General features: G+C 55.4%; 10 protein-coding genes and 1 pseudogene. 8 read left to right on the forward strand and 3 right to left on the reverse strand.

The features are described 5' to 3' along the window. Positions 1-21 precede the first annotated feature (21 nt). Both AXG89_RS28470 and AXG89_RS28475 read right to left on the reverse strand, forming a co-directional pair. Positions 22-447: a cupin domain-containing protein gene (locus tag AXG89_RS28470; protein ID WP_062173571.1), complete on the reverse strand. Its 426-nt coding sequence runs from the start codon at positions 445-447 to the stop codon at positions 22-24. 640 nt (positions 448-1,087) lie between these two features. Beyond that, complete coding sequence (locus AXG89_RS28475) at positions 1,088-1,822, reverse strand: TetR/AcrR family transcriptional regulator (protein ID WP_062174169.1); 735 nt, start codon at positions 1,820-1,822, stop codon at positions 1,088-1,090. Between the two features lie 294 nt (positions 1,823-2,116). On the opposite strand from AXG89_RS28475, the gene AXG89_RS28480 reads away from it, so the two are divergent. The 8 genes from AXG89_RS28480 (at position 2,117) to AXG89_RS28515 (ending at position 10,896) form a co-directional block, all read left to right on the forward strand. Next, a complete protein-coding gene (locus AXG89_RS28480) occupies positions 2,117-3,325 on the forward strand; it encodes an acyl-CoA dehydrogenase family protein (RefSeq protein WP_062173565.1) in 1,209 nt (402 codons plus the stop codon). 27 nt (positions 3,326-3,352) lie between these two features. Continuing rightward, positions 3,353-3,865 carry a flavin reductase family protein gene (locus tag AXG89_RS28485; RefSeq protein WP_062173563.1) on the forward strand — a complete coding sequence of 171 codons (513 nt, stop codon included), beginning with the start codon at positions 3,353-3,355 and terminating at the stop codon, positions 3,863-3,865. Positions 3,866-3,908: 43 nt separating this feature from the next. Further along, positions 3,909-5,126, forward strand: coding sequence for an amidohydrolase family protein (locus AXG89_RS28490; RefSeq protein ID WP_236873498.1), 1,218 nt, complete (start codon positions 3,909-3,911; stop codon positions 5,124-5,126). 217 nt (positions 5,127-5,343) lie between these two features. Next, positions 5,344-6,255: an amidohydrolase family protein gene (locus AXG89_RS28495; RefSeq protein WP_062173561.1), complete on the forward strand. Its 912-nt coding sequence runs from the start codon at positions 5,344-5,346 to the stop codon at positions 6,253-6,255. 46 nt (positions 6,256-6,301) lie between these two features. Beyond that, positions 6,302-7,138: a fumarylacetoacetate hydrolase family protein gene (locus tag AXG89_RS28500; protein WP_062173560.1), complete on the forward strand. Its 837-nt coding sequence runs from the start codon at positions 6,302-6,304 to the stop codon at positions 7,136-7,138. A gap of 65 nt (positions 7,139-7,203) precedes the next feature. Next, positions 7,204-8,145, forward strand: coding sequence for a VOC family protein (locus tag AXG89_RS28505; protein ID WP_062173558.1), 942 nt, complete (start codon positions 7,204-7,206; stop codon positions 8,143-8,145). Then, positions 8,142-9,659, forward strand: coding sequence for an amidohydrolase family protein (locus AXG89_RS28510; protein ID WP_062173556.1), 1,518 nt, complete (start codon positions 8,142-8,144; stop codon positions 9,657-9,659). Before AXG89_RS28505 ends, AXG89_RS28510 begins: the two co-directional genes overlap by 4 nt. A 49-nt stretch (positions 9,660-9,708) precedes the next feature. After that, a complete protein-coding gene (locus AXG89_RS28515; protein ID WP_062173554.1) occupies positions 9,709-10,896 on the forward strand; it encodes a porin in 1,188 nt (395 codons plus the stop codon). An 856-nt stretch (positions 10,897-11,752) separates the two neighbouring features. Here the strand turns inward: AXG89_RS28515 and AXG89_RS28525 are convergent. After that, a pseudogene (locus AXG89_RS28525) lies at positions 11,753-13,099 on the reverse strand (IS4 family transposase). Positions 13,100-13,256 lie beyond the last annotated feature (157 nt).

Genomic DNA, 13,256 nt, shown 5'->3' on the forward strand with positions numbered 1-13,256 from the left:
GCCAGGGGGACGGTGAAAAGACTATCGCGACCAAGCCGTCGGCGCAGGCACTTCGCACGGTCCCTTTACACCGACGCTTGTGAAATCTCCCGGGCCAACAACCTCAAGATATTCCATATCTTCAGAATAGTCGAATAGGAAGTGCCGGATACCTGGTGCCTGATGCACGCAGTCGCCGACTGAGACCAAGGTCTGCTTGTCCTCATACATGAAACGCGCCCAGCCCTTTAACATCAGCACGATGTGAAACTGGGCTTCATGAATGTGCCAGCCGGTGCCTGCCTCGGGCGCGTTCTTCGCTTTGACGAGTTGGGCAATTACCTTTCCTCCCGTCGCTTGCAAAATACCGAGATCACGGTAAGCGAAGAAGTCGCGCAGGCCGTCGCTACGGAAATGTGTGTCGCCTGGTTTGACGTGAGAGAAGCGAGTCTTGAGTTCTGTGGTCATTGCATGCTCGTGTGCGTTGAAGTGATATTGGCTTTCCCTGAATGTAGTGTAGATTTGTGTCGCAAGCTCAACAATACGCAAAATTGCGTATTCGCTATTACACTCGGGTCACCGACCATAGGACGTTGAAAATCTTGCTGTTGTTTCGAGATGCTAATGATCCTTTCCAACGCCGGCGCACGGGAATACATCTGTTTTTGATGCGAGTCGAAATAAATAGGTGCGACTACGAAACAGTGTAGCAATGCTATATCGTCGATGTCGAGGAGCGGATTCGATCTTGAGACGCGCGAGTCCTGATCCTGGCCTCAACGGCGTTGACGTTTCACCGCAAACCGCATGGGGTCCATTTTCCGATAGGTTTACATAACCAAAAGTCTTCCGTAAAGCGTGGTCACAACGATAGGCAATCCTCCACTCTGATCAGTATTGGCAATAGTGATGCCGTCAACATCCGTCAGCCAATGCTAGGTGCCGGGCGTTCTGAGGCCGTAATTTAATTGGGGAGGCTATCGCCGCCACCGACCACGCGAAGCGCAGCGCGGGCAACGTCTGTCCCTTTTAACTATGCCAGTTCAAACCCACCGGCGTTCTATGTGTCGCCTTACGTTTTTGAGCCACGTCTGTGTAGCCGGATCTATCAAAATAGATCATGCCGTACAGCGACGTTTGCGTGGCCCGCCCATGCCGGCCTCGTTGCTTTCAAATTTCCGTTTAGCCAGTCCTTCAAATAAAGTTTGGAGAAATCTGCGCCCTTGTCGCGAAGTTCTTCTTTGCATCCCAGGCTCGCGAGCGCCATGCGCACCGAATTGTCGATGTAACGGCCAGGCTGATTCACCCCGATCCGTAAGGCCTGAATTCCGTGAGCCGACGCACCTTTCAAGAAATCTGCGGCAACCTCGACATCGTCGAAGTTGAACTGGCCTTGCGTTTTCCCATGCTCAAGGTCACGCGACATAAATTGCGCGACAAGGGAGTCTTCCGCCCAGGCCGCTGTGCGAGTAACAAACCCGGCCCATTTGCGATCGAGCAATGCACGAATGAGGAAAAGCCGGAAGCCGACCGAAAATCGCTGCCATGGCTCGGTTAGTACGTTGTACACCGGCAAAATTTCGGTGGTCATCTGATTGCTCAAATCTTGGCCGATCACAATCAGAACTTCGTCAAGCGAGTTGAAATAATTATAGAAGGTCCCCCGCGATACCTTTGCCTCGCTGATCACATCATCGATTACCGGGGTTGCGTTCTCACTGTTTCCGTAGACCCGCATCGTTGCATCAATGAGTCGTGTGCGCATTAGCATGCGCTTTTTCTCCGCGACAACGATTCGGTGGTCACGGGCGGGCTGTTTCAATGCCTCGGCGGGTTTTCGCATTTGGGTTCTTCCTCAAAATGACATTTTATCATAATGACACGGCGTCGCGATAAAGCCCTGTTTGATAAGGGAAAGTACCGCCCTGAGGTTGATTGAGTTCAGACGAGAATGAGTATAGATTGAACGAATTCGTCGGAATGACAAAAGCGTTTATTGGGCGACGAAACCAAAGCGTTATGCGCCGTAGCACATCAACGGCTCGCTTGATACGCCGCTATTCCGCTATGGAACAGCGCTGGGCAGAGGGGCCAGCCCAGCGTTACCTGCTTTAACCGAATAACCATGGAGTCTTGAATGACCGCTCAACTACAAGCTGTGCCACGACAGTCTGAACCTACTTCGGACGAACTTATCGATCGGGCTCGCGCGCTCGGACCGTTGTTGTCACTGAACGCGCTGAAGTCAGAGCAAGATCGTCGGGCGCACCAAGACAACATCGATGCCATCAGCGAGGCCGGGTTGTTCCGCCTGATGGTTCCGAAACGTTTCGGGGGCTACCAACAGTCGCTCCGAACGCATCTGGACGTCACGGCAGCTCTGGCTGAATCGTGCGCTGGTACGGCATGGGTCACGGCACTCACGAATGTGTGTGCATGGTTTGTAGGCCTGTATCCCAAGCGAGCTCAAGAAGACGTATTCGGTGCAAACCCGAACGCTCGCGTAGCGGGCGTATTTACGCCGTCCAAGGACTGCCGCAGGGTGGAAGGAGGCCTCGTTGTATCGGGGAAATGGTTCTGGTCCTCGGGTAGCTTGCATGCTGACTGGGTCACAGTGGGCGTTATGGAGCACGACAAGAATGGCGCTTACGTTGGCCAATATCTTGCGTTGCTGCCACGGTCAGACATTACGATCGATGACACCTGGTTCACAGTCGGAATGCGCGCATCCGGAAGCAACTGCGTGGTGGCAAAGGACGTATTCGTGCCCGACCACCGACTGCTCGATATCCGCGCAGCAGTCGCGAGCGACTATCCGACGGAATTTAAGGACGAAGCCGAATACCGGGGCCCATTCGTGCCTGTCGCTGCGTTGGTTCTGGTTGGAGCGCAACTGGGCATAGGCCGCGCGGCGCTGAAGTACGTCATCGAGAAGGCTTCTCAGCGAAACATTGCCTATACGACTTTCGAAAAGCAGACCTCTTCGGTGATGTTCCAGGCGCAAATTGCAGAGGCGGCGCTGAAGATTGACACGGCCCACCTGCATGCTTACCGTGCCGCCGCAGACATTGACGACGCCGCTCAGCGGGGCGAGAAACTGGACTATTTGACTCGAGCCCGTGTGCGAGCCGATTCGGGTGTCGTAGTCACGAACATCACCGATGCGATCAATATTCTTGTCTCGGCGCACGGCGCTGGCACGTTCGCTGAAGGTAGTCCTCTGCAGCGGATGTGGCGAGACTCGAACACGGCCGCTCGCCATGCCGTCGTTTTACCTGCGGTGGGAATCGAGGTCTACGGAAAGGCGCTTCTGGGCGTGGAAAACACGGTAACTCCACTTGTTTGACGCCCGACCATTCATAGGGATACCGAAATGGAATTAGATAACCGATTGTTCCGCTCGGTAATGGGTTTGTTCGCCACGGGTGTGACGGTCATCACCTATGTTGCCGAGGGAAAACCCGCCGGCATGACGGCTAATGCGTTCATGTCTGTGTCGATGGAGCCGCCGCTTGTGCTTGTCTCAGTAAGGAAGCAGTCCCGGTTCAACGACATTGTCCATTTAGGCGTGCGTTACGGCGTGAACTTCCTCGCTGAGCACCAACAGGCCGTCAGTGCGCATTTCGGCGGCAAGCGTGACGAAACGCTGAACGTGCCGTACACATTCAGTGAAGAGACACCATTGATCGTCGGAAGCCTGGCGCACATCGTCGCTAGAACAACCGCAATTCACGAGGCCGGTGACCACTTGCTTTATGTAGCGCAGATCGAAGGCCTGCAACTAGGCGAGCAACGCAAGCCCTTGGTCTTTTTCAGCGGCAAGTACAAACAAGTCGAGGCGCATGCACCTGCGGCCGGGTGGACGGTCAACAACGATTGTTGGTAATCCCGCACTCGCAGAAGTGCGCGGTGGGTCATTGGAGAAGACGATGAATTTTAAAGTAACGCAATCTCGCACCACTACACGCACACAAGGATCGTTAAACGAACGCGCGCTCAACTTGACGAGGGAGGAGCGATCATTTCCGGATGACATGTGGCCCCGGCGGCGAGCGTTGGTTGCCGGCATGTTGGGCGCTGCAGCTTCGTCATTCGGAGCAACGGGATTCGCGTCAGAGGTTGCATCAGGTGCCGACGCCGCGAAAGAGCCGACCGCGAAAGCGAATACAGGGCGTTTCGACGTGCATGCTCACTACCTGCCCGAGCAGTACCGTGCAGCTCTTGCCGCTGCGGGTCATTCAAAACCGTCCGGCATGCCCGGTATTCCCGCCTGGAGCGTGGAACAAGCTTTGAGAATGATGGATCGCGTGGGGATCGACGTCGCCATTCTTTCCATCTCCGCACCGGGGCTGCATTTTGGTGACGACGCCGCTGCACGCAAGCTTGCCCGGTATGTGAACGACGAAGGTGCGAAGGCGACAAGCTCGCATCCAACACGCTTCGGCATGTTCGCCTCCATGCCACTGCCAGATATCGATGGGTCGCTTGCAGAGATCAGCTACGCGTTCGATACGTTGAATGTCGACGGCGTTGTAGTGGAAAGCAACCACAACGGGATATACCTCGGTGATAGAAAGCTCGATCCTGTCTTCGAGGAGCTCAACCGTCGGCACGCAAAGGTTTTCATCCACCCGACCAACCCGCATTGCCCATGCTGTAGCGATCCCACGGCGCTCCCGCCGATTGGATATCCATTTCCAATGCTCGAATTCATGTTCGAAACCACTCGTGCCGTCTTTAACCTGATTCTCTCGGGCACCCTGGACCGTTTTCCAAATCTGAAAATTATCGTGCCGCATGCAGGCGCTACGATTCCGGTGCTCGCCGACCGGGTCGCAGGATTGGCGCCCGCGCTCGGACTGCCTAGGCCGCTGGACAGTGCACGGTTCTACGAGACGCTTCGCGGTCTGTATTACGACCTTGCCGGCTTTCCTTTGCCACGCCAGATTTTGCCGCTTCTCGAGATCGCTGATCCCAAGCACATCATGTACGGAAGCGACTGGCCGTACACGCCTGAACCATTAGTCGCTGATCTTGCGCAAAAACTGGACGTAACACCTCTGATGTCCGCCGCAATGCATCGTGACTTCATGCGTGACAACGCCCTTGCATTGTTTCCCCGATTTGCTCGGGGCGGAAATCAGTAGCGTACCGCCGAGTGAAACGTCTAAAAACAAAAGAGAAACAGGAGACGCCGTGAAGGCAACAAAAAAATCCGGGATGAACCAATCGTCCAGCAACTACCAGTGCGCTTGTTGCGCAACGCCGAGTTTTGGAAGGAGGCAATTCCTGGCAGCATCAGCAGGTCTCGCTGCATCGGCCGCGCTTCCGGCTCTCGCGCGAGCTGCTGTCCGGCCGCAACGTATGATCGATGTACATCATCATTTTGAACCGAGTTTCAAGAATGTCGATGGCAGTCCGTGGTCGATTCAAATGGCCGTCGATCAACTTGATCGTAACGGCGTAGACACCGCTATCGCGTTCGCAGGGGCCATTCCGGAAACCAACGCCGCGGACGGCCGGGCGAGGGCGCGCAAGACGAACGAGTGGAGCACGCAGTATTGCGTCGATCATCCCGGTCGATTCGGATTGTTCGCCTCAATCCCAATGAACGATGTTGAAGGTTCTTTGAGAGAGATCGAGTATGCGTTCGACGTCCTGAAGGCGGATGGTATCGGTCTGGTGACGAACTACCAGGACGCGTGGCTGGGCGATCCGAAGTTTGAACCGATTTTCGAAGAGCTGAATCGCCGTAAAGCGGTCGTATATGTCCATCCGGCTCAAGCTCCGTGCTGCACGCCCGCGACGCTGACGTACGAAACATCGGGAATAACCGCACCTTGGATCGAATTTCCGACCAACACCGCGAGAACAATTTTGAGTCTGTGGGGATCGCAGACGACAAGACGGCTACCCGACATCAAGTTTATCTTCTGCCACGGCGGCGGCGTCATGCCCATTTTGTTGGGACGCATAGCAGGCTTCTCCGATTGGAAATCGGTCGGCCCAGACCGGTTAAAAGTGCTGTTTCCCGAAGGCATCTACGCCGAGTTCGCGAAGCTTTACTTCGAGTGTGCACAGGCCTACGCACCTGAAGCATTCGATCTCGTTCGTAAGGTCGTGCCGTCTACCCATCTTCTTTTCGGCACGGACTATAGCTATTTCCCCGTCTCCCACGCTGTCGATCAGTTCAAGGCACTTGCGTTGCCAGAAGACCTGCGGCGCAGGATCGCGAGCGGCAATGCGTCCGCAATCTTGCCGCGCTGGCACGCGTGAGTGTGAGCGGACCTTCTCCAACTACTCAATCAAGTCGGAACCTACCATGAAGCTTTTACGATTCGGACCGAAAGGCCAAGAGAAACCAGGCGCGATCGACGCGCATGGTCATATCCGTGACCTGTCGACACTTGTTACAGACTGGACCTCGGAGTGGCTGTCCCCTGAGCGCTTACGCGCGATCAACGCTGTCGACCTTGAGCAATTTCCCTGCGTCGAAGGAACGCCTCGTGTGGGCATTCCCGTCGCCGGCGTTCGGCAGTTCATCGCGATTGGCCTCAACTATCGCAAGCATGCTGAAGAGGCGGGCATGGAGATCCCGACGGAACCCGTCGTTTTTATGAAAGCGATTACCTCCTTGTGCGGCCCTAACGACGACACAGTCTTGCCCGAAGACGCGCTTCAGGGCGACTGGGAGGTGGAACTAGGCATCGTCATCGGCTCGGTGGCCCGGCGCGTCAGTACAGACACGGCAATCGAGCATGTGGCGGGCTACTGTCTGGCCAACGATGTTTCGGAGCGGCATTGGCAGACAAAGCGCAACGGGCAGTGGGGAAAAGGCAAAAGCTTCGATACATTCGGACCGGTTGGTCCGTGGCTTGTCACACGCGACGAAATGCCAGCTCCGCAGACGCTCAATATGGAGCTTTCGGTCAACGGCGATATCAGACAGAAAAGCAATACCGCAGACATGATCTTCTCCGTCGTTGAAATAGTGTCTTATCTGAGCCAGTTCATGACCTTGCTTCCGGGGGACATCATCATTACCGGCACCCCATCAGGTGTGGGCTTGGGGATGAAGCCACCGCAGTTTCTCAAACGGGGTGACACAGTCAAGCTAAGTATCGATGGGCTCGGGACGCAACAGCAATTTATCGTCTAAGAAACACCGTATGCCTCTCCAAAAATGCGGAGTGGCTATCGACTGATAATAATCAGGAATACAAAATGAAAATCGAAAATGGATCTCCTCATCCGGCTGTCCACTCGATCCACGAGTTTGTATTCGGCGTTCCCGATTTAGGTGAGGCGGAGAACTTTTTCAGGTCGTTCGGTCTGGACGTGCGGCGGGAATTATCTGGACTGAGCTTATATACCTTCGGCCATGAGCATAGATGGGGGCGAGTCCTAGAGGGCGAACGCAAGCGCCTCTTGTGGTTGACGCTCGGCGTATTTGCCCACGATCGAGAAGCGTTTGAGGAGAGGCTCACGTTGATGAATATTGCCCGTATAGCACCGCCTCACGGCGCCAGTACGGAAGGGATCTGGATCATCGACCCGCAAGGTATCCCGCTCCAGCTGATCGTTGCCGAAAAGACCTCGCCGCAGGTAAAGTCGGCGCGCATCTTTCCACCCGAGTCAAGTGAGTCGGGCAGGGCGCCGTGCCGCAGTGAGGTCACACAAGTGAAGCCGAATCGCTTGTCCCACATACTGCTTTTCACAAGTGACGTAGACCAATCCAGACGCTTTTATTCCGACGTGCTCGGTCTCAGGTTGTCCGACCATTCTGGTTCGATCATCGCATTTATGCATGGCCCTCATGGAAGCGACCACCATCTGATCGCGTTTGCCAAGTCCGATGGGCCGGGATTGCATCATACGAGTTGGGACGTCTCATCGATCGACGATGTTGCGCTTGGCAGTGAGCAAATGGCGCGCGCCGGATACTGTCAAGGATGGGGGTTGGGTCGTCACGTTCTTGGGTCGAACTATTTCCGCTACGTCCGTGATCCGTGGGGCAGTTACGCGGAATACTCGTTCGATATCGACTTTATACCGGCTGGCGTCGACTGGCCTGCTGCCGATTACCTCCCCGAGGATTCGCTTTACGTCTGGGGACCGGCCGTCCCTGAAGATTTCGTGACTAATTTTGAAGGAGATTCAGTATGAGGTGGCGGGCGAAAAGACTTTCAATTGCGCTGCTCTCAATCTCATTCGTTGGCGGCCTGATTGTGGCGTGTGGTCACGGTAGCGACGGGATCTTCGACGTAACACAGGGGACCGTCATTCAAAACACGACCGTCGTTAACACTCGTGACGGGACCCTAAACAATGGGCAAGCAGTGGTCATTGACGGAGGAAAAATTACCAGGATCGCGCCGACCGCGAATGTTCGTGTGAGTGGAAGTGCTACGGCGGTTGATGGGACGGGAAAATTTCTGGTGCCTGGGTTCCTCGACATGCATGCCCATGCGATGGTGCATGTTGACGAGAATCCCAGCTATTTTCCGTTGATGGTCGCCAATGGAATTACGGGCTTTCGGGAAATGGGCGCATTTCCTGGTCAGTTCCCTGACATGGTCTCCCGTGCGCAGCAACTAAACGCAAACAGCGCTGCGGGCCGCATCGACGCGCCGGAAGTTTTATTGATACCGAGCGACATATTTAACGGTACCAATACCGCAGCAAGTGCTGTCCAAGGCGTGGACCAACAGAAGGCGCTTGGCGTGGATTTCATCAAGGTGATCAGCGCAAACCGCGACGCGATGTTGGCGTTCCTGGGTGAATCAAAGCGCTTAGGGCTGCCATTGGCCGGCCATCTCACGCCAGCTGTCAGTGCAAGCGAGTCGTCCCAACTGGGATGGAAATCTATCGAGCATCTTGGCTCCGGAATCGGAATCCTCCTGGATTGCACGACAAACGAAGTTGCAATGCGGCAAACCATGGTCGCCGCTGCGGGGTTAAGTGCGCCAGCGTATGCGTCTGATACCGCTACGCTGCAGGAATTGTTGGCCACTTACAGTAACGAGAAGTGCCTGAACTTGGCAACAACCTTCGTCCAGAACGGGACTTGGAATGTGCCCACTCTTCGCCGCGTGAAAGCACTCGAAACAACGGATGATCCGGCGTTTCAAACCGACCCCGATCTGGCTTACGTTGACAAGATCCGGCTTGCGACCTGGATGCAGTTAGAGCGGACGTTTGCCAACCTTACGCCGTCTAACAAGGCTGCGCTTCGGCAGACTTATGCGTTGCAGCAATCTGTCACCAAGATGCTAAAGCAAAGCGGCGTCAAGATGTTGACGGTCTCCGACTCGGGCGTTGCATCAGTTTGGGTGGTTCCGGGGTTCGGACTGCATGACGAGTTTCATGAGCTTGCGACAGCTGGACTCTCACCGTTGGAAATTCTTCAGATGACCACACTGAACGGCGCTGAGTTTCTCAACCGAGAAGAATCGATGGGCACTGTCGAAACAGGTAAGAACGCTGACCTCGTTTTGTTGGAAGGCAATCCAATCGAGGACGCAGCCAACCTCGACAGGATCTCCGCGGTTCTACTAAAGGGTCGATATCTTGATAAGGCGGTGCTCGCCAAGATGAAAAGCGATGTAGCAACAGCCTACAAGGCGTCAACCACACCCGTCACTGCCGCGGCCATTAAAGCGAGCCTGGACGCCGAATAAACACAAGTAGTAGTACCCACAAAAAAACCAGTTAGGTTTAGGAGACGAAATGAAAAAGGACATCTGCCTCGCGCTAGCGCTTCTCTGCGCTGCATCAGGGACATATGCGCAACCGAGTGTCGTGTTATATGGAATTATCGACGAGTCGTTAGCGTACTCTTCTAGCGAAGCGGCTTCCGCAACAGCACGTGGACAAAGAAACTTCAAGGCACTAACTGGTGAACTTAGTGGGAATCGTTGGGGCCTACGCGGAGCCGAAGATCTGGGCGGCGGCCTTACTGCGATTTTCACGCTCGAAAACGGCTTCCAGGGAACCACTGGAAAACTCGCGCAAGGCGGCCTTTTGTTCGGACGGCAGGCTTTTGTCGGTCTTTCAAGCGCCCGTCTGGGTACCTTCACAATGGGTCGGCTGTACGACTTCGGTTACGAATTTCTCGGCTCGTTCCTGGCATGGACCCAGTTCATGGGGACTTTCGGCGCCCACGTTGGCGACAACGATAACCTGTATCAGACGATACGGAGCAACAACTCGGTCAAATATCAGTCACCGACGCTTCACGGGATTACACTCGGCATACTTTATGGGTTTAGCAACCAAGCGTCTGGAAACAACGGCGCCGGCTTCGCAAATAATCGGGACTACAATGTCGCCGTCTCTTACGATGGCGGCTCGTTCAAGGCAGGCGTGAGCTACATGCGGTTAGACGATCCGTCGTCCACAAATAACACAAATCCCAACGGCACGATCGCTGCGAATCAGTACACCCTCGGCGCTTCCAGCATTTTCTACAATACCTCGCCCGTTACGCGACAAAGCATCATTGCAGTGGGCGGCACTTATGCGTTCTCGTTCTTGACCCTATCGGCCGTCTTCAGCGATTCGACTCTTGACTATCGCGACGGTACCCGGCTCCGACTGGACAACTATGAAATCAACGCGAAAAAGCTGATCACGCCCGCGTGGCTTGTTGGCGCGGGTTATACGTACACTGCTGGCTTAGCGCAAGGCGGGATGAGCATTAAGCCATTTGCGACAGGCAATCATCCTGCCTGGCAGCAGATCAATCTCGGGACCGAATATTTTCTGTCAAAGCGAACGACTCTGCATCTCGCTACCGTACTCCAGTTTGCAACACGTGACGCATCTCTTGCGGCGATTAGTTTTAACGGGGCAGTAAGTGGTAACGACTCTTATAAGCAGATTGCGGTTGTTGCTGGCATCAAGCATACATTTTAGCGTTTTGGACCTGCTGTGCTTGGTACACCATATTATTCGGCGCCTAGCGGTAGCATGTTGTCCAGCATGCAGGTGGGGACATGTATGCCGGTGGTCGTCGTGGCGCGCCGGATTGGGCCTGGTTAGTGATGTTGCGCATCTGTCGTACACTGCTAACCGGATCGATGCTGATTCGCGGCTTGCGAGCGGCGACTCACTAACCGGCATAGGCAAATTTTAGCGCAGCCTCGATGGGAATGCGGAAGTTCTGCTGTTGAATTGAGCACGTTGTAATTTGGGTGCAGGCGTTTCGGTGGGGCTTGGATGGGGCGCAGCCACCGTTTCTCCCTAATACCTTCAGGAGTATTCAAGATCCACTCAAGAGACGTTCGAAACGATGAGCCGACATCGCCTACGACATCGAAGGTCAGGGCCTGCTATTAAAGCTTGTCGCAGGCGGAAACTGCGACAGTAGAATGTTCAGGAGACTGCCCGCACAAGTTGCCGAACTATGCCATTGTTGAATATGGCAGACGGTCAAACGCACGCAGCACGGGCGATATCAACGGCGAGCTTGACATGGAGCAGATCGGGGGCGACGCCGCTTCTGTCATCAGAGACTTGAAACACGGTGTCGCTGATGTGTTCGGCCCCGCATATGTAATAGCCGGTAATCCTCGTGCCGGTGTGGACTGCGGGGCATCCGCTCTACCTCATGCTAAGAAAATCCAGAGCACTTTGATGTCGTACTAAAGGGATTGACCCAGGCTTATATTGCCCAGGACCGGGTTACCGACTTACCCCGTGCTAAGGATTGGAAATCATCTAGCGGACCACCTCCCGCGCCCTGCCGGGCGACGGGGTTAAAGTCATCTCGTTATACACAAGTGTCATAGCCGTCGCGCAAGATCTGGATAGTGATCACAGCATCCATGACTCGCTGCATGCCAATCCATAGCGTCTTCGCGCCTGGTTCGCCGTCGCTCTTGCGCCCAAGAAATCCGCCCAGTGGGCCGACCATCCGTATCATCTGGTTGAGCGTCGGCGGTTTTTTGGGACGCGCTTTCTTGCAGAGCACATGGGCGCCGTGTATCTCGTCAGCCGCAAAGAACAGCGACGCGTTCAACTCCGGACAGGTTCTGCCCACACGCATGAGCCGCGCGATACGCCACGATACGACCATGTACAGCACGAGCGCCTTTTCCACCCGCTCCATCTGTGAGAGTTGCAGTGCCTCGACACCGCAGGCGTTCTTCAGGACGTTGAAGAACATTTCTATTTCCCACCTCGCGCGGTACCAGTCAACGAGTTCGATGAGGGCATGCGCATCACCTGCTTCCCGGTTGGTCACAAGACGCCAGATAACAGGCTTCACACCCGCTGGCACATCCACTTCATACGCCTCGACGCAGGTTAGCTTGACACCGGCACGCCCGGGCAGCGTGACGCGCTGGCTACGCAGTTCCTGCCTCACTTCACGCGCCTTCTGGCCGTTACGCCCGGGCAGCACGAAGCTGATGTGGCCGAGTACCTTGCTGGCGTGCACCGTCTCCCACAAACTTGCTTCGCCCTTGAGCGCGCGATTGTGTTGCGAGCGCATCAGCCAGTCCGCCGGTTCACCCAGTTCCTGCGCACGCTGCATGAGCGCGGCGATGTCGCCTTCACGATCGGCCACATACACCAGCCGCGTGTCAGGCAGGGCCCGTGCCTGTTCGGCCACGATCTCATAGCTTTCGATCCACCGCGCACTTTCCTTAACGCCCCCACGCTTGCCGTTTGCATCGCGTGGTTCGCGCGCCTATATCCATGCGTTCATCACACCCAGCGGCTCCCGATCTGGTGTCACCGCATAGGTCGCGGGAAGATACATGCCCACCTGTGCTTCATAGCAGAGCGGGCCAGCCCCTTCGATATCCTGACCGTTAAAGTTCAGCTCTGTCGTATCGGCAATGCACAGCACCACCGGCAACTGCCCCATGCGTGCCGTGGTACGGTCCCAATGCGGCTGCATCATGTCGCGCCAGTCGATGTGCTCATTGCCCAAAAAGCGATATGCAGCGATCGTCTCTGACCAGCCTTCGCACGCGCCCGGAATGCTAGCCGTGGGCCGGCTGGCGAACCGTTTGACCAGCTCCTTCGCGCGCCGGTCTCGCCGTGGATCACCCAGATCCAGCGTCTCAAATTCCTCGTCCACCCATGCTCCTGCGTCGTCTCGGATCTTCATGCTGAAAATCCGAGAGTAAACGCGAAATCCGCACAGTTAACAACCCCCTTGCGGCTACTTTTTTACTCCCCCATCGTTGCCACAAGTGTCGGGTTGTGTATAAAGAGATGGGTTAAAGTGAGTTTGCCAAAACGGCTTTAACCGGTAGGAGGTCATC

The sequence above is a fragment of the Burkholderia sp. PAMC 26561 genome, from assembly GCF_001557535.2.
In the GTDB taxonomy this organism is placed as follows: Bacteria; Pseudomonadota; Gammaproteobacteria; order Burkholderiales; family Burkholderiaceae; genus Caballeronia.

Bases quoted from the DNA above. Each gene is read 5' to 3' on its own strand.
- AXG89_RS28470 (WP_062173571.1), bottom strand. From the start codon at position 447: ATGACCACAGAACTCAAGACTCGCTTCTCTCACGTCAAACCAGGCGAC.
- AXG89_RS28475 (WP_062174169.1), bottom strand. From the start codon at position 1,822: ATGCGAAAACCCGCCGAGGCATTGAAACAGCCCGCCCGTGACCACCGA.
- AXG89_RS28480 (WP_062173565.1), top strand. From the start codon at position 2,117: ATGACCGCTCAACTACAAGCTGTGCCACGACAGTCTGAACCTACTTCG.
- AXG89_RS28485 (WP_062173563.1), top strand. From the start codon at position 3,353: ATGGAATTAGATAACCGATTGTTCCGCTCGGTAATGGGTTTGTTCGCC.
- AXG89_RS28490 (WP_236873498.1), top strand. From the start codon at position 3,909: ATGAATTTTAAAGTAACGCAATCTCGCACCACTACACGCACACAAGGA.
- AXG89_RS28495 (WP_062173561.1), top strand. From the start codon at position 5,344: ATGATCGATGTACATCATCATTTTGAACCGAGTTTCAAGAATGTCGAT.
- AXG89_RS28500 (WP_062173560.1), top strand. From the start codon at position 6,302: ATGAAGCTTTTACGATTCGGACCGAAAGGCCAAGAGAAACCAGGCGCG.
- AXG89_RS28505 (WP_062173558.1), top strand. From the start codon at position 7,204: ATGAAAATCGAAAATGGATCTCCTCATCCGGCTGTCCACTCGATCCAC.
- AXG89_RS28510 (WP_062173556.1), top strand. From the start codon at position 8,142: ATGAGGTGGCGGGCGAAAAGACTTTCAATTGCGCTGCTCTCAATCTCA.
- AXG89_RS28515 (WP_062173554.1), top strand. From the start codon at position 9,709: ATGAAAAAGGACATCTGCCTCGCGCTAGCGCTTCTCTGCGCTGCATCA.